Annotated in this window: 14 protein-coding genes and 2 pseudogenes; 7 read left to right on the top strand and 9 right to left on the bottom strand. The window is 32.6% G+C overall.

All coding sequences use genetic code 11. The features are described from left to right. Positions 1 to 17 precede the first annotated feature (17 nt). Positions 18 to 1040 carry an XdhC family protein gene (locus AZF37_RS09115; RefSeq protein WP_088370494.1) on the bottom strand — a complete coding sequence of 341 codons (1023 nt, stop codon included), beginning with the start codon at positions 1038 to 1040 and terminating at the stop codon, positions 18 to 20. Positions 1041 to 1189: 149 nt separating this feature from the next. Here AZF37_RS09115 and AZF37_RS09110 point away from each other — a divergent pair, with 149 nt between their 5' ends. Next, positions 1190 to 2362: an iron-containing alcohol dehydrogenase gene (locus tag AZF37_RS09110; RefSeq protein WP_088370493.1), complete on the top strand. Its 1173-nt coding sequence runs from the start codon at positions 1190 to 1192 to the stop codon at positions 2360 to 2362. Positions 2363 to 2605: 243 nt separating this feature from the next. Here AZF37_RS09110 and feoB read toward each other — a convergent pair whose 3' ends face one another. The 5 genes from feoB to AZF37_RS09085 form a co-directional block, all read right to left on the bottom strand. Further along, the gene (gene feoB / locus AZF37_RS09105; RefSeq protein WP_088370492.1) at positions 2606 to 4603 is read right to left on the bottom strand and encodes a ferrous iron transport protein B; all 1998 of its coding nucleotides are present in this window, start codon (positions 4601 to 4603) and stop codon (positions 2606 to 2608) included. Beyond that, entirely contained in the window at positions 4593 to 5264 is a 672-nt protein-coding gene (locus AZF37_RS09100; protein ID WP_172793111.1) for a metal-dependent transcriptional regulator, read from the bottom strand. The genes feoB and AZF37_RS09100 overlap by 11 nt, the downstream gene beginning before the upstream one ends. Before the next feature lie 411 nt (positions 5265 to 5675). Continuing rightward, on the bottom strand, positions 5676 to 5876 hold the full coding sequence (locus AZF37_RS09095; RefSeq protein ID WP_088370490.1) for a hypothetical protein: 201 nt from the start codon (positions 5874 to 5876) through the stop codon (positions 5676 to 5678). A 789-nt stretch (positions 5877 to 6665) separates the two neighbouring features. Then, positions 6666 to 7388, bottom strand: a complete 723-nt coding sequence (locus AZF37_RS09090) for a hypothetical protein (protein ID WP_162474048.1) — start codon at positions 7386 to 7388, stop codon at positions 6666 to 6668. A 599-nt stretch (positions 7389 to 7987) separates the two neighbouring features. After that, positions 7988 to 8302, bottom strand: a complete 315-nt coding sequence (locus AZF37_RS09085; RefSeq protein ID WP_088370696.1) for a PadR family transcriptional regulator — start codon at positions 8300 to 8302, stop codon at positions 7988 to 7990. 218 nt (positions 8303 to 8520) lie between these two features. Between AZF37_RS09085 and gyrB the strand changes: the two genes are divergently transcribed. The 5 genes and pseudogenes from gyrB to tsaA all read left to right on the top strand — a co-directional run bounded on the left by gyrB (position 8521) and on the right by tsaA (position 15626). Next, positions 8521 to 10440, top strand: a complete 1920-nt coding sequence (gene gyrB / locus AZF37_RS09080; protein WP_088370488.1) for a DNA topoisomerase (ATP-hydrolyzing) subunit B — start codon at positions 8521 to 8523, stop codon at positions 10438 to 10440. A gap of 27 nt (positions 10441 to 10467) precedes the next feature. After that, entirely contained in the window at positions 10468 to 12912 is a 2445-nt protein-coding gene (gyrA, locus tag AZF37_RS09075; RefSeq protein ID WP_088370487.1) for a DNA gyrase subunit A, read from the top strand. A gap of 6 nt (positions 12913 to 12918) precedes the next feature. Beyond that, complete coding sequence (gene serS / locus AZF37_RS09070; protein ID WP_088370486.1) at positions 12919 to 14181, top strand: serine--tRNA ligase; 1263 nt, start codon at positions 12919 to 12921, stop codon at positions 14179 to 14181. A 59-nt stretch (positions 14182 to 14240) separates the two neighbouring features. After that, a complete protein-coding gene (locus tag AZF37_RS09065) occupies positions 14241 to 15047 on the top strand; it encodes a MerR family transcriptional regulator (protein WP_088370485.1) in 807 nt (268 codons plus the stop codon). A gap of 97 nt (positions 15048 to 15144) precedes the next feature. Then, a pseudogene (gene tsaA, locus AZF37_RS09060) lies at positions 15145 to 15626 on the top strand (tRNA (N6-threonylcarbamoyladenosine(37)-N6)-methyltransferase TrmO). Positions 15627 to 15674: 48 nt separating this feature from the next. Here the strand turns inward: tsaA and AZF37_RS09055 are convergent. Next, positions 15675 to 16465 (bottom strand): annotated as a pseudogene (locus AZF37_RS09055) (P-loop NTPase). Between the two features lie 167 nt (positions 16466 to 16632). On the opposite strand from AZF37_RS09055, the gene AZF37_RS10765 reads away from it, so the two are divergent. Then, positions 16633 to 16779 (top strand): hypothetical protein, encoded by a 147-nt coding sequence (locus tag AZF37_RS10765; RefSeq protein ID WP_162474047.1) that lies wholly within the window; start codon positions 16633 to 16635, stop codon positions 16777 to 16779. Between the two features lie 196 nt (positions 16780 to 16975). On the opposite strand, the gene AZF37_RS09050 is transcribed toward AZF37_RS10765, so the two are convergent. Beyond that, on the bottom strand, positions 16976 to 17329 hold the full coding sequence (locus tag AZF37_RS09050) for a hypothetical protein (protein WP_088370484.1): 354 nt from the start codon (positions 17327 to 17329) through the stop codon (positions 16976 to 16978). A 14-nt stretch (positions 17330 to 17343) separates the two neighbouring features. Next, positions 17344 to 17511 (bottom strand): hypothetical protein, encoded by a 168-nt coding sequence (locus AZF37_RS10760; protein ID WP_162474046.1) that lies wholly within the window; start codon positions 17509 to 17511, stop codon positions 17344 to 17346. Positions 17512 to 17891 lie beyond the last annotated feature (380 nt).

Genomic DNA, 17891 nt, shown 5'->3' with positions numbered 1-17891 from the left:
TTTATTATATAATGTATTTATTGATTTATTGCTTCCAGCCAGACTTTAACAACACCACCACAAACCATACCTTCTTCAGCACTAGCTTCTGCAGTTAAGTCTAATGTTAATAATTCTGATTGATTATTTTTACTATAGTCTATAGCCTTTAAAATAACATCAGATTCTACACAGCCACCACCAATAGTTCCTTGAATAGAGCCATCTTCATAAATTAATATTTTACTGCCAACACCTCTAGGTGCTGATCCTTTTTTAAAAACAATAGTTCCTAAGACTTTTTTTCTTGCATCACTTTCATTAATAGCCTTTAATAATTCTTTTGTAAACCCTTCACCTGAAACTCTTTGATTTTTTACAGCAACAATTTCACTTAAAACAGAAAGACCTATTTCTTCTGGTGTTTGGGCACCTATATTTAAACCAATTGGAGAATGGACTTTTTCTAAAGATTGAGGATTGACGCCATTATTTATAAGTTCTTGGAAAACAATGGAAACTCTCCTTTTACTGCCAATCATGCCAATATAGTTATTTTCTTTTTGAAGAATCGTTTTTAAACAAAGTTGATCATGACGATGACCTCTTGTTACAATGACAAAATAGCTGTTTGGAGTTCCTTTAATATTTTCTAATGCGCTATTAAAAGTCTGACAGACGACTTCATCAGCACCAGCTTTTTTAGCTTCATTTATGAAGGAAAGACGATCATCAATAACAATTGTTTTAAAACCTAAGAGTTTACCAATTTTAATGATTGGAATTGAAACATGACCTGCGCCACAAATTATTATCTCAGATTCTGGAAAAATAAATTCAAGATATATTAAGTCATTACCTACAGTAATTAAGCCGCTTTTTTTTCTTTCAGGGAGTATCTCTTCTATTATATTCATTGTATTGCTATCAAAATCTGAAGCAATCCAAACATTGCTTTCATAGAGACCTTTTTTGTTTTTTAGTTGCCCAGAGAGACCTGTTAATGCAACTGACTTTTTACCGCCATTTAAAGAGGCTAATTCTTTATAAAATCCTTTCATTTGAGTTATTCCTTTCTGTATTTATACTAGTCTTATTGTACCATGAAACTCAGTTATTGTTATCTGAATTAGCAGTAATTAAAAATGTTTGTAGAGGATTATTTATGGTGTTACAATAAAAAGAAAGATAGTATCATTAGGAGGGAAGAATGAATAATTTTATATTTTACAGTCCAACAGAATTTGCTTTTGGAAAAGATACTGAGGAATTGACAGGGAAACTTGTGAAAAAATATAAAGGGACTAAGGTGTTAGTTCACTTTGGAGGTGGCTCTGTTAAAAAAAGTGGTTTATTAAACAAAGCAGAAGACTCCTTAAAGGCTGAAAAAATTGATTATATTTTATTAGGAGGGGCTAAACCTAATCCCATTAATGCTTTAGTTTATGAGGGAATTACCCTCTGTCGAGAGGAAAAAATTGATTTTATACTAGCTGTCGGTGGTGGCAGCGCTATAGATTCAGCCAAAGCTATTGCAGCTGGAGTACTCTATCATGGAGACTTTTGGGATTTCTTTGAGCGAAAAGCTGAAATCAAAGAAGCTTTGCCTGTAGGGGCTGTTCTTACTATTCCGGCAGCAGGTAGTGAAGGTTCTAGTAATACGGTAATTACTCAAGAATTGTCAAAAAGAAAGTTAGGGACAGGGGCACCTGCTTTAAGACCGGTTTTTTCTATTTTAAATCCAATTTATACCTATTCTTTACCACCTTTTCAAACTGCTTGTGGGATTGCAGATATGATGGCTCATATTTTAGAGAGGTATTTTACGCAAACAACAGGTGTTGAAATTAGCGACCGTTTATGTGAAGGTATTTTATTAACAATTATTAATCAGGGCCCTATTGTTTTTAAAGAACCGGAAAACTACAATGCTAGGAGCAACATTATGTGGGCTGGCACAGTAGCTCATAATGGAACTTGCGGTGTTGGTAGAGTTGAAGATTGGGCAAGTCATGGTTTAGAGCATGAGTTAAGTGCTTTATATGATGTAGCTCATGGTGCGGGGCTGGCTGTTATATTTCCAGCATGGATGAAATATGTTTATCAAGAAAATGTTTCTCTTTTTGCTCAATATGCTAATCGGGTTTGGGGTGTTGAGGTTTCCGAGGATAAAGAAGCTATGGCTTTGAAAGGTATTGACGCAACTAAAGAATTTTTTGCCTCAATAGGATTACCAACGAATTTTATACAATTAGGTGCTAAGAAAAGTGATATTGATAAGCTAATATCCAATTTAGCGGTTAACTGTGGCGGTAGCATAGGAAGTTTTAAAAAATTATCAATGGAAGATGCCAAGGCAATTTATGAAATAGCTTGTCAGTGAAGTGTAATTAGGTAATTAAATAAAAAGAGGATGGTTATCCATCCTCTTTTTATTATTCAGTTGAATTTTTACCTTTGTTTTTATCATCTGTATCTTTTGATTCACAATTACTACAATTAGTCCCATATTTTGAGCAACAGCCCTTTTCTTTTTAGAGGAGCGAACAAATGAGCCGATTACAACCCCTAGGGCAATTAAGCCAATGATGATAATAATGATTAGTTCAATGATAATCTCCTTTTATTATTTTAAACCTAATAGTAGGCCACCTTGATATATGATTAGAGAAACAATGTAACCGAGTATTAATGTATAGCCCATTGCAAAAAACATCCATTTAAAGCTACCAGTTTCCTTTTTTATAGTAGCAAGTGCAGCTAAGCAAGGAACATAGATAGCACTCATTACCATGAATGAATAGGCTTGAATGGCACTCCATTGAGTACTAATTACTTCTACTAAGCCACCGCCAGTTGCGCCATAAATAGTGCCTAAAGTGGAGACTGCTACTTCTTTAGCTACAATACCTGCAATAAGTGCAGATGATGCTGCATAGTTGCCAAAACCTACTGGTGTGAAAATTGGTGCAATAAAGGCACCAATTTGACCTATAATACTTTGTTCTGAACCATATTCAACACCTAGAGGCAGTGCGGAAAGAACCCATACAATAATTACCATTGCCAAGATTAATGTACCTGCTCTTGAGAGGAAGTCTTTAATTCTTTCCCATGAATGAATCCAAGTTGCTTTTGCAGTTGGAATTCGATAAGGAGGCAATTCTAAAACAAAAGTAGTATTGTCCACTTTGAAGATTGTTGATTTAAAAATTTTAGCCATAATTACAGCCAATATAATACCTAGAATATAAATTGAAAATAATACTATTCCCTGTTGAGCTACTGGGAATAAGGCAGAAACAAATAGTAAATAAACAGGTAGTCTTGCACTACAAGAAATAAGTGGAGCTACCATAATAGTAGTCATTCTGTCTGCTTTATTTTCAAGTGTTCTAGTTGCTAGAATAGCTGGGACTGAACAACCGAATCCTGTAATCAAAGGAATAAATGCTTTTCCTTGTAAACCGAAGAAGCGCATAAAACGATCCATTAAATATGCAGCTCTTGACATATAGCCTACGTCTTCTAAGAAAGTTAGGAGCAAAAACATGAGGATTAAGTTAGGTAGGAAAGTAATAATGGTACCAACACCACCTATAATACCATCATTAATAAAGGATACTGCTAAGTAATTGGGAATGGTATTGCCAACCCAGATACTGAGATTTTCAAAGCCCATTTCCAGAAAGCCCTTTATAAAGTCTCCCGCTGTAAATAAAATTTGAAAGACAAGAAACATAACGCCAAAAAATATTAACAATCCAGCTACTGGGTGTAAAACAATTTTATCAACTTTGTCTGAGAATTTTAAAGATTTTTCAATCTGTCTTTTTCTGACAACTGTTCTTTTAATTAAGCCTTCAATAAAACCATAACGTTGTTCAATGAATATAGATTCTAAATCATCATGGTAAATTCCTTGAAGATGGTCAATTTCTTTCTTAATAGTATCTAAAACATCATAGGGCTCTAGCAGTTTATGGATAATTTCATTGCCTTCTAAAGCAGCAATGGCAAGCATCCTACAAGTATGACCTGGAATGGAAACTTCTTTTCTTTTAAATAAATTTTCTAAAATACATAAATGTTCTTCTAATTCATTTCCATAGGGTAATCTGAATTCTACATGTTCTTTTTCTGTAGTAGCTACAATCATTTGTGTTAATTCTTCAATACCCTCTTTTTTATGGACTGTAATAGGGACTACAGGAACACCTAGAAGCTGACTAAATAATTCAAAGTTAATTTCATCATATTTTTTTTCAGCTACATCCATCATATTAAAAGCCATAACTAAATGTTGATTCATTTCTAATAATTGAATTGCTAAATAGAGATTTCTTTTTAGATTTGAGGTATCAATAACATCAACTACTAAATCAGGTTTTTTCAGTAAAAAATTTTTTGCAACTCTTTCGTCATCCGAATAAGCGCTTAAACTATAGATACCTGGTAAATCTATAATACTAACTCCTTTTTGCCCAACAAGTTTTCCTTCTTTTTTTTCAACAGTAACACCTGGCCAGTTACCTACTTTTGATGAGGAACCTGTTAGTCCGTTAAAAATAGTGGTTTTTCCACTGTTTGGGTTACCAATTAATGCAATTTTTTTATCTTCCATAAAGCTCCTCCTCTAAAAGTTCTACTATAATGTTATCTATTTCCTTTAAACGTAAAGAAAGCTTGAAATCATTAATAGCGAATTCTAATGGATCGCCAAAAGGAGCAATGCTTACAAGTTGAACAATTTCACCTTTAATAACGCCTATTTCCATTAACCGTTTTTTCATTTCACGGCCACCTTGAATCTTAAGAATTTTAGCTTTTTTATTCATTTTTAGCTCGCTTAATCTCTTTTTTCTAATTAAGTATCCTTCAGCTTCTTTTAAGCTAAATTCACCAATTGAGTCGGTTACTTTTTCCAATTGATTAACAATGGCTTGAATTGTTTCTTCGCTGATGACATGTTCAATTGCACAAGCATCCTTCTCTGCAACATCCTCTTCAACATTAAGAATGCGAATTAAAAAAGTTTTAATTAGCTGGTGAGTAAAAACTACTCTTTCTGCCTCGAATTTTCCTAAATCGGTTAATTGTAAAGGTCCATATTTTTCCTCTACAACTAAACCCATACTTTTAAGCTTTTTAACTTCCTGATTGGCTCTGGATTTGGAGAATTCAAGTTTGGCAGCTACGTCCGTTAAACGCGCTTTTCCATTTAACACTTCCATTTCATAAATGGCCTCAAGTAAATCTTGATTTTTAATGTTGAGTTTTTCCATTATATACCTCTTTTCCATTCGTCCTATAAAAAGTTTAGCACCATAAACAGCCTACTGTCAAGGTTTCTAAGTTAATTGATGTTATATATATTAAAAATGAAGAACATTGAAAATACATTAAGATTTTTCTTAATGTATCCAATTAATTTTTAGTTGTGTCCTAGGTATACAATCACTAAAATCTGATTTCAAAATAAATACTAAGGGATAAATTTTTTATAAGCAGACTGTTGAGTAAGAGCGAGTAGTCTTCAAATCCAGCTGATAAACTGAAAAGGTTTTTTCAATGGAAAACTAAATGAGCTCTGTGTATTACAGAACTCATTTCTACTATTTTTTAATTAATTTTATATTTATCATAATCTATTTGGAAAATATTACTATCAATATTTTGGTTAAGTTGTAAGTTTACTACTTTATTAGATAAACAAACTTCATTATTTTTATTATATTCTGTTTTTCTAAAACCAGTCCTGTTTCCTTATCTACAATAAGGCTAATTTTACTTACCCATGGTCTTTCATCAGTTGCTCTAGCTACTATATGATAAACAGTTCGATTCAAATAAGTAGTTTCCTCGAGAATCATCCAGCTTTCTTTATCTCTAACCATTTTTTCTAAATAACTATATTCATCACAAAGAAACTGGATATTGTCTTTGGGGAAATATTCTATATTTTTCCTATTATGAAGTATATTTATTCGATCCTTTGGTTGTAAGGAGCGAATAAAATCATCTGATTTAGCAGGCTTCAGGTTAAGGTCTGTGTCAGTATTCTTTTCATAAGATTCTTTTATAACACGTTTATCTTGGGGATCATAGAAGCTATATTCATCTTCTTCACCTAATCTTATAAAATTAAGCGAGCCCTCAAAATAACTTATAGAGAGACTTTTTTATATTTTGGCCTATCATTATATCCTTATTATAAATATAGTTTTTGCGAGGTTTATTATCAGGTTCAGTATAGAAAGAAAGTTCTGTTTTTGCTGTAAGTGTTGTAAATTTATCTTTAGTATTAAGCATTCTATAAAGTATCTTATCTTTAAAGTATCTTATCTTTTTCACCTAAGTTTTCATAAACTGCTTTTTCAAAATCACTATCAGACTTTTTAGAAAGCGAAGCTTCTTCACTTGGCACCTTATTATAGATACTGCCAGTAATATAGTAGCTTGTTTTGTAAAAAAATAGTTAGCTAATAATGCAATAAAACTAATTAAAATCAGTAAGGTGCTAGATATTAATAAACCTTTAGATATTTTTTCATAATTTACCCCCTTTGCATTATTTTTCAATTTTTGTATAACCAGTTACGTCTAAAGTAAAGGTTTCTGGTGCTATTGGCTCATTGATTTTTAATTCAGTTACTATATTTAAACTAGCAATTTTATGATTATTATCATAAAATTCTGTTTTTAGTATTAAACCAAGTTTCTTTATCTATGAGTATCTCAATTTGACTAATCGTACTATTAGTATAAAGTGTTAGGTTTCCTTTGATTAAAAAGCACGTTCTATTAAGATAGGTTACTTGATTTTGAATTACCCATTCTTCTTGTTTTAAAATTAGTTCATTAAGCAAGTCACAATTATTTATTATTGGCTGTACAGAACTTACTAAAAAAGGATAACCTATTCGCTCAGTATAAGGATATTTTCTTTCATTAGGATGAAGAACTTTAATGAAATTATCATCAACAGGGACTTCAAAGGAATCAACCTTATTGAAAAGATTACTTTTAATATAGGAGTTATCGAAGTCAAAGGTGGTAATACATTCATCATTTTGAATTAATGTTTTTGATGCGTCTACTCCATTTCTCCAATCTTTCATTAAACTAGATTTTTTTAATTTGTCTACTGAAAACTTTGTTAATATAGTTCTATCTTCCATTTCGTCGATATAGTGGTGCTTAGTAGTTGCTTCAAGTGTTTCATAATAATCAATGGAATTAAGCATTTTATAGAGAAGTTGTTCTTTTTCATTTAGCGTTTCTATATTTACCTTCGGCATGGGTGATTTAGAATTCCTTAATTCAATTGAAGGTTCTCTTGTATAGAGACTACACTCTATTGCTTCACCTCCGAAGATAACATAGGTGGTTCCTAAAGCGGATTGCACCTGTAATTATTATAACCATAATAATAGAGAGTATTGGCTTTTGAAATTTTATCATTGATGATTCCTCCCTTTAGCGTTCTTTCCTAATCTTGTTTCCAAAATACGTAATTAAGAAAACAATTATTTTAATTAGAATGTAGAGACTAAGAAGTACAAAGCCCAATCCTATTAGCATAAAAGCAATTTTGGGTATGATTGATCTTAATCCTAGTTCAGGATAATAGTATATATCTCTGCATAATAAAAATATTTTTTTATTATAAAAAAGTCTACAATCAGCGCTATTACCAAAGAAATTAGAGCAGAAGCTAAAAAAAGAACTTTGAGGTTTTTGTAAAAGTGTTATGACTTTTAAAACTTTCTTTAATTAATGCCCAGTTATGAGCAGGTGTAATAGGCTCCTGCATATAAATCCTTTTCTAATTTTTTTACAAGCTCATTAATTGGTCCAATTTTATCTATAAAAGAGGATTCTGTTTCTCCTGTGTCTTCAGCATCAGAAATACATTCTTCGAAAAAAAGAGTATTTCATTTTGATCCTCTTTAGGGAAATGCGCAATTTTTCTAGTTTTTGTAAAAAACCATACTTTGTCATAATATTAATCTCCTTTCTTTTCTGACATGGTATCAATTATAATTTTTAATTGTTGCCATTCTTTAATTGAGGCATCTAGATGCTCAATTCCCAAGGCTGTGATTTGGTAATATTTACGGAGTCGACCATTATGTTCTTTTGAGTAAGATTTTAAATATTTTTTATTTACAAGTCTTTTTAGTATGGGATAAAGTGTTGATTCTGGTACTTCAATTAATGCTTTCATTTCTTGAATAAGGCTATAACCATATGAGTCATTCCTTTTTAGAATAGCTAAAACTGACATATCTAAAAAACCTTTTTTAAGTTGACTACCCACTTCCATTTAAATACCTCCTTTGCATTGTTATTATACATTTGCTGATACTATGCGTCAATAGATATAGAGAGAATATTGAGATTTTTTGAAGATAGGCACAGAAACATACTGTTTAAGGGAAATGTTATCAATCTACTCTATCTAAAAACTGTCTTTTTCCCCCTTTTTATGGTATAATATAGAATGGGAAAAAATGGTAAAGAAGGAGCATTTTGTTTATGGGTGAAACTAAAATAGAAAAAAAAGAAAGTTATGATGCCAGTCAGATTCAGGTATTAGAGGGACTTGAGGCTGTACGCAAAAGACCCGGCATGTACATTGGTAGTACAAGTGCTCGGGGACTTCATCACTTAGTATATGAACTTGTTGACAATAGCATTGATGAGGCACTGGCAGGTTACTGTAATCAGATACGTGTTATTATTGGAACCGATAAAACCATTACAGTTATTGATAATGGTAGAGGGATACCAGTTGACATTCATCCAAAATTAAAGAAACCGGCAGTTGAAGTAGCTTTGACTATACTCCATGCCGGAGGAAAATTCGGTGGTGGTGGTTATAAAGTGTCTGGAGGACTTCACGGAGTAGGTATGAGTGTTGTAAATGCTCTATCTGAATGGTTAGAAGTTGAAATTAGCAGAAATGGTAAGATCTATAGACAGAAATTTAAAAGAGGGATTACCGATAGTCCTTTAGAAGTTATCAATGAAAATATTACTGGAACAGGTACTAAAATTACCTATAAAGCAGATAATACAATTTTTGAAACTGATGAATATGATTTTTTAACATTGGCCCATCGCTTAAGAGAGCTTTCTTTTTTAAATAAGGGATTAACTCTAGTTTTGGAAGATAAAAGAACAGGAACTGAAGAGACTTTCTTCCATGAAGGTGGCATTGTTGATTTTGTTAAATATCTTAATAGAAATAAAGAAGTTAATTTTAAAACTCCAGTATATATTGCTGGCTTTAAAGATGATGTAGATGTTGAGATTGCAATTCAGTATCATGATGGCTATGTTGAGAATATTCTTTCCTATACAAATAATATTCATACTATTGAGGGTGGAACCCATGAAGTTGGTTTTAAAACAGCTTTAACTCGTGTTATGAATGATTATGGTAGAAAAAAAGTTATTATTAAGGAAAAAGAAAATAATCTTTCAGGTGAGGACATTAGAGAAGGTATTACAGCTGTTGTCAGTGTAAAAGTTATTGATCCTCAGTTTGAAGGACAAACTAAAACAAAACTAGGTAATAGTGAAGTAAGAGGTATTGTTGAAACCATTATGGGAGAGCAATTAGCTACTTTTCTTGAGGAAAATCCTAGTGTTGGTAAGAAAATTATTGAAAAAGGAATTATGGCTAGTCGTGCAAGAGAAGCTGCTCGTAAGGCTAGAGATTTGACTAGAAGAAAAAATGCTCTTGAAATTTCCGGATTACCTGGTAAGTTAGCTGACTGTTCTATTTCAGACCCTAATATGTGTGAAATCTTTATTGTAGAGGGGAATTCTGCGGGAGGTTCTGCAAAAATGGGAAGGGATAGGAATACACAGGCTATTTTGCCTTTAAGAGGCAAAATTCTCAATGTAGAGAAATCAAGAATTGATAAGATTTTAGGTAATAATGAAATTAAAATGATGATTACAGCATTGGGAACTGGGATTCAAGATGATTTTGATATTGATAAATTACGTTATAGAAAAGTGGTAATTATGACTGATGCTGATGTCGATGGTAGTCATATTAGAACATTGATGTTAACATTTTTCTTTCGCTACATGAGACAACTAATTGACTGTGGCTGTGTTTATATTGCGCAACCGCCTTTATTTAAAATAAAGCATGGTAAAAAAGAGCATTATGTTTATACTGATCAGGAATTAGAGCAGTTGTTAGGTACTTTACCAGACAATAACTATGAGCTACAACGCTATAAAGGCCTTGGGGAAATGAACCCTGAGCAACTATGGGATACCACAATGAATCCAGAATCGAGAACATTGCTCCAAGTGACTGTTGATGATGCTGCAGAAGCTGATGGTATTTTTACAGTCCTCATGGGTGATCAAGTAGAGCCTAGAAAGGCCTATATTCAAGATAATGCCCATAGAGTAACAAACTTAGATATTTAAAATAAGAAAGAATAGGAGTGAACAATTTTGGAAAGCTTTACTCACGGAAAAATAGTTCCCATAACGATTGAAACTGAAATGGGAAAATCCTATATAGATTATGCCATGAGTGTTATTGTAGGCCGTGCTTTACCTGATGTAAGAGATGGCTTAAAACCTGTACATAGACGTATTTTGTTTGCCATGAATGATATTGGCATGACAGCAGATAAACCCTATAAAAAATCAGCCCGCCTAGTAGGTGATGTTTTAGGTAAGTATCACCCTCACGGTGATAGTTCAGTTTATGAGGCCATGGTTCGTTTGGCTCAAGATTTTTCTACCCGTTATTTATTGGTTGATGGACATGGTAACTTTGGCAGTATTGACGGAGACTCTGCTGCGGCAATGCGTTATACAGAAGCAAGAATGTCAAAAATTTCCAATGAATTGTTGGAAGATATTAATAAAGATACAGTAGATTTTATTCCTAACTACGATGAATCTTTAGAAGAACCTGCAGTTTTTCCTTCAAAAATACCAACCTTATTGATTAATGGTTCTTCAGGTATTGCAGTTGGTATGGCAACTAATATTCCGCCTCATAATTTAGGAGAAGTCATTGATGCGATTGAAGCATTAATTGATAACGAGAATATTACAATTGACGAATTAATGACTCATGTAAAAGGGCCGGACTTTCCAACAGGTGCTTTAATTGTGGGAATACAAGGTATTGGCCAAGCTTATAAAACAGGGCGGGGTTCTATTAAAATGAGAGGTAAATCTTTTATTGAACAGAACAAAAGTGGCAAAGATAGAATTATTGTTACAGAAATTCCTTACCAGGTAAATAAAGCCAGATTAATTGAAAAAATTGCTGACTTAGTAAGAGATAAAAAAATTGAGGGTATTACAGGACTAAGGGACGAGTCTGCCAGAGAAGGTATTCGTATTGTAATTGAATTAAAAAGAGATGCCAATGCCCATGTGATCTTAAACCAACTCTATAAACAAACCCAACTTCAAGATACATTTGGTGTAATTAACTTGGCATTGGTAGATGGTAAGCCAAGAGTTCTAAATTTAAAGCAAATGCTTTTCTATTACTTGGAACACCAAAAAGAAGTTTACACAAGAAGAACAAAGTTTGATTTGAGAAAAGCAGAAGAGAGAGCTCATATTGTGGAAGGCTTGAGAAAAGCCATTCGCGATATTGATGAGGTTATTCGAATTATTAAAAGTTCTTCAGATGTTAAAACAGCAAGACAATCATTAATGGGTAAAATTGATTTATCTGAACTACAAGCAAATGCTATTTTAGAAATGAGACTTAGCAAGCTAACTGGTCTTGAAAGAGATAAATTAGAAGAAGAATACAAAGATTTATTAGCTAAAATTGCTTATTATAAAGAAATATTAGCAGACGAATCTTTACTTCTATCAATAATTAAAACTGATTTATTAGAAGTTAAAAGAAAGTATGGGGATGAGAGACGCAGTCAAATTTTCCCTGATGAAGAAGATTTTGAAATTGAAGATTTAATTGCAGAGGAAGATGTGGTTATTACAATTACCCATACAGGCTATATTAAGAGAATGGCAGCTAGCCTTTATAGAAGTCAGAAAAGAGGGGGTAAAGGTGTTAAGGCATTAACTAAGAAGACAGAGGACTTTGTAGAGCACTTATTTGTGGCTACTACTCATCACTATCTCCTATTCTTTACAAACAAAGGTAAAGTATTGCGCTTAAAAGTACACCAAATTCCTGAATCCAGTAGACAGGCAAAAGGAAATGCTATTGTTAATCTTCTAAATATAAGTAAAGATGAGAAAATTACTGCCGTTATTCCAATTAGGGAATACGATGCAGATAAGTATCTCTTAGTTGCTACTAAAAATGGTATCGTTAAGAAAAGTTCTTTAGATGCTTATGATAGCCCAAGAAAGGATGGCTTAATTGCTGTTAATTTAGATGAAGATGATGAGTTAATTGGGGTACGTTTAACAACAGGCCATGAAGATATTATTTTAGGAACTATAAAGGGTATTAGTATTCGTTTTCCAGAAGAGGAAGTGCGTCCAATGGGTAGAACAACTCGTGGTGTAAAAGGCATTACTCTTGGAAAAGACGATGAAATTATTGCCCTCGATATTATTAAGGATGGTGCTACGGTTCTCGTTATTTCTGAACATGGTTTTGGGAAACGTACTAAAGTTGAAGAATACAGACTTCAAGGCAGAGGTGGTAAAGGTTCTAAAACTATTGCTCAATCCAACAGAAATGGTAATTTAGTATCCTTAATGGTTGTGGAACCAGGAGATGATATTATGACTATCTCTATGGATGGACAAATGATTCGCCTACCAATTTCTGATATTTCAGTTATTGGTAGAGTAACACAAGGGGTTTGTGTTATGAATATTCCAGAAGAGGATAAAATTGTTGCAGTAGCAAGGGTACTAATAAAAGATGATGAAGAAGAGGAGTAGAATCAAATGCTTGATATTAAGGCCATACGCTTAGAGAAAGAAAAGATTGAAGAGAATTTAAGTAGAAGGGGAAAACCTATTTCTCTTGATTCTATTTTAGCTTTAGATAAGGAAAAAAGAGCAAAGATCCAATTAGTTGAAGATAAAAAGAGCTTTAGAAATAAGGTATCTAAAGAAATTGGTAAGCGTAAAAGCCAAGGTGAAGATGTGTCTGATATTATGAAAGAAGTAGCTTCTATTGGAGATGAAATTTCAGAAATTGACGGTCAGATTAAAGTAATTGATGAGAATTTAGATAATAGTCTACTTATGTTGCCTAACCTTTTAGATGCTTCTGTACCCGCAGGGAAAAGTGATGAGGAAAATCAAGAGGCTCGTCGGTTTGGAGAGCCAAGAAAGTTTTCTTTTGAACCAAAAGCCCATTATGATATTGGTGCTGACTTAGATATTTTAGATTTTGAGAGAGGTGTCAAAGTTTCAGGGTCAAGATTTGTTTTTATGAAAGGCTTAGGGGCAAAACTTGAAAGAGCTCTTATTAATTTCATGATTGATACTCATACTGATAAAGGATATAAAGAAGTTTGGAGCCCTTTCTTAGTCACAGGACAAAGTTTAGTAGGAACAAGCCAATTACCTAAATTTTCTGAGGATATGTTTAAAATTGAAAATAGAGATCTCTATTTGATTCCAACAGGGGAAGTACCCTTTACTAATCTTTATAGTGGTGAGGTACTAAAAGAAGGTGAATTGCCAATTAAAATATGTGGTTTTACACCTTGTTTTAGATCTGAGGCCGGTTCTGCTGGAAGAGATACTAGAGGTTTAGTACGGTTGCACCAATTTAGCAAAGTTGAAATGGTACAATTTGTAAAGCCAGAGGTTTCAAAAGAGGTTTTAGAAGAAATTACAGGGGATGCAGAAAATATTTTAAAACTATTAAAACTGCCCTATAGAGTAGTGAATTTATGTAGCGGTGATGTTGGTTTTGGTTCAGCTAAAACGTATGATATTGAAGTCTTTTTACCAAGCTATGACGATTATAAGGAAATTAGTTCTTGTAGCTTATATACAGATTTTCAAAGTAGAAGAAGTAAAATACGCTATAAGAAAGAAAATGGTAAAAATGAATTTATGCATACATTAAATGGCTCTGGCTTAGCAGTCGGTAGAACTATGGCTGCTATTTTAGAAAACTATCAACAAGAGGATGGTTCAGTAAAAATGCCAGATGTTCTTATTCCTTATATGGGTACTGACTATATTAAATAAAACTATTTTTATAGACTTTCACTTAGGTGAAAGTCTATAAAAATATTGGCTAAAAAGAGGTGAAGATTATATTTAAAATTGGTGAATTTTCAAAATTAACATTAGTGTCAATTCGCATGTTACGCTATTATGATGAAGTTGATTTATTAAAGCCAACAACTATTAATGAGGAATCTGGTTATAGACTTTATGACATAGAGGCTATTCCCAAACTTAAAAAAATTATTTTTTTAAGATATTTAAATTTTATGACTGCTGAAATAAAAGAGGCTCTTAAAGATTGGTCCGATAATGCATTAATTAAGTTGTTGAAAAATAAGGAATCAGAGATAGAAACGAATATTGCAATTGAAGCAGCAAAACTTGAAAAAATAAATAAAGCATTTTTAGATATTGGGGAAGCATTTATGGATGTTCATCAGAATGTTACAATAAAAGGATTAGAGAGCCAAAATGTAATTGTTCTCAGAGGTATTCTCGAAACCCCAGACACAGAATCTATCTTATGGCAACAACTATTTGATTTTATTATTAAAGAAAATATTAAGCTACCAAAAAATTACAGAAATATAGCTATTTTTCATGATTTAGAGCATAAGGAGCAAGATGTAGATGTTGAAGTTTGTATTGAAGTTGAGAAATTAAACATCAATCAAGGACCTATTATTTTTAGAGCAACAGAGCCTTTAAAGACTGTTGCATCCATGATGATTTATGGTCCTTTTAGTTATAATATTAAAAAGGGTTATTTTAAGTTAGCTGAATGGCTTTCTGCTCATCCCTATTATGAAATATTAGGTGCAAGTCGGCAGGTTTTACATAAAGGGCCAGGTAATGAGGAAAATCCAGAAAATTATATGACATAAATCCAAATTCCTATAAAAGAAAGAGCATATTAGTTGTTGACACTCACATGATGAGAGGGTTTACCATTAAGCCGTATTAAAAATGTAGGTAAAAAATATGGAAAAATTTAAGGAGAATCCAATTGGTAGCGTTGTAGCTGAGAAAGGGAGTACTTTTATTGAAGTAGACTCAGATTTTAGAAATGGTTTAAAGGGAATAAAGGGGTTTAGCCATCTCAATATTTTATTTTGGTTTAATAAAAATGATAATGAGGAGGCAAGGGGATTTATTGAAGGGCCACGGCCTTATAAGAAGGCTCCTGATGTTTTTCTGGGTGTCTTTGCAACAAGAGGGGACCTATGCGACCTAACCCAATAGGTTTAACAACAGTGTATGTGTTGGAAATAGATGAGGAAAAAGGATTAATTAAAATTCCTTTTATAGATGCAGACCACAACACGCCTGTCCTAGATATTAAACCTTATACACCTAGTCTTGATAGAGTGGAAAATCCAGCAGTACCTGAATGGTGTAGTCATTGGCCAAAAAGCTCTGAGGATTCTGGAGATTTTAATTGGGAAGAAGAATTTAATTTTTAATAATAAAAGCATTGAATATATCTTCAATGCTTTTATTTTCTTATATAATTAAATATTTCTAAGAACTGGCATAAAATGGTCTAGCCAATGGTGTCTGTAAATTTTTCAATCTCTCCTAAATCACAGGTAGCTGAAATTTGAGGATCTAAAGGTATTTTACCAATAAGTTCAATATTGTACTTACTGGCAATTTCTTCCAGTTTACTTTCTCCAAAAATCTTAATTTCTTTTTGGCAATCAGGACAAGTTACATAGCTCATATTTTCCACTAAACCAAGAATAGGTATATTCATGTTTTTAGCCATATTAACCGCTTTACCAACTATCATAGAAACTAAGTCTTGAGGTGATGTTACAATTATAATGCCATCTACACCAATATATTGAAAAACAGTTAGAGGAACATCTCCTGTTCCTGGAGGCATATCAACAAACATATAATCAACATTACGCCAAATTACATCTGTCCAAAATTGTTTTACTGCTCCAGCTATTACTGGGCCTCTCCAGACAACGGCATCACTTTAATTTTCAAGTAATAAATTTAAAGACATAATTTGGATAACTGATTGACTTTCTATAGGTAATAAGCCATGGTCATTTTTACCAGCTTTTTCTGTTATGCCAAATGCTTTAGGAATAGACGGGCCTGTAATATCTGCATCTAAAATAGCTGTTTTATAGCCTTCGCTATTCATTAAAACGGCTAGCATTGAGGTAACTAGGGATTTTCCAACACCTCCTTTACCACTAACGACACCAATTACTTTTTTTATCTGACTTAGTTCATGAGGTTTTTCTAAAAAATTCATTTCTTTTTGTTTACATGTACTGCTCATTATATCTCCTTAATTACTGTTATTTGTTTGTATCAACTTAAATACCCATTTAACTATAGAATTGTATTAGGCATATGTCAATAAGCTATCTGGAATAACTAAATAAGGTCAAAAAATCGCTAAAGAACAAAAATTAATATGCTATAGTAAGGGCAAAAATTGGTGGTTTGCATCTTAAGATACCGGACTGTATCGGTGATGAAAAAGTGTTAAAGAGATCTCTTAAGAAAAATCCAGAGCTTGTAACAGAAGCAGAACTTAAAATTGAAAATGCTGTTAAGCTTTTAAAGGAAGGTAAAGCATCAAGGGAATGATTAGGTTTTTTATTCCATCTGTCCAGTTTGTTTGGCCAAATGCTATGGTTTAGAAACAAGATAAAAGGTTTTTGAACAAAGTCTTATTGGAAATTATTTAATCAAACAAAGATAAGATTATTTGAAATGGAAAATAAATTAAAATCATAAAAAGCACAGAATTAAGTATTCTGTGCTTTTTCATTACGTTTTTATTTTATTGGTAGCAAGAGCCGTCTCTAAGTCCTTCGCCTTTTTGGCCACTGCCGTTACCTGCTTTCTGACCTTGACCATTATTGCCTTGGCCCATTCCATTGGCTTGTTCTGAACCATCGCAAGCACCAGTTCCATTTCCGTTGCTATTACCATTACCTAAACCTAAACCTAATCTTTGTCCATCTTGATTGCCTGTTCCATCACAGGTTACTTGTCTTTCTTCAATTGTTTGCGGGGCCGTGTTTTTTTGATCTTCAGCAATAGCTCCTGTAGCTGCGCTTTCATTTAGAATAGCTTTTTTAGCTTCTAAATTTTGAGTTTGAAATTGTGCTAGGACAACCAGCTTCAGAAGCAATAGTTCCTAATGTTTTACCTTGCTGTTTTTGTGCTGTAATACTCTCTACTGTCTGACCACTTAATTGGGATAGCATATCTTGCTCTAGATGAGAAATTAGTTGCTCCAAATACAGTTCCTGTTAGGCCACCAACAGCAAATAGAGCTGTAGTAGCAATGATTAATTTTCTTTTAATAGACATTAAAAAACCTCCTTTTAAAGTTATCTGTCTTTGTTATGTTTTAATGATACAATTTATTTGTGTCAAAATAATGACATTATTGTTTTATTTTTAAGGTATTTTATTTTTAAAAACATAAAACAATATAAGCATAAAATGGCATTATTAAAGAGTGAAAACAGAATTTTTGAGTGGAGAATGAGCATGAGAAATTTATTAATTGCTGATTATAATGAAAAAATTGCTTCTATATTAGAACAATATGCTAAAAAGGATTTCGCTTTACTAAAGTTTTAGTTGCCTTTCTGAGAAAAAGTTTTATATAATGAGGGCTTAAAATATGTTCTTAAAAATATAGCCATAGAAAAGTAGAATGCTTTATTTGAAAGTTTATTGAAATT

The sequence above is a fragment of the endosymbiont 'TC1' of Trimyema compressum genome, assembly GCF_001584725.1.
GTDB lineage: Bacteria > Bacillota > TC1 > TC1 > TC1 > TC1.
This window is presented reverse-complemented; position numbering and strand designations above follow the sequence as displayed.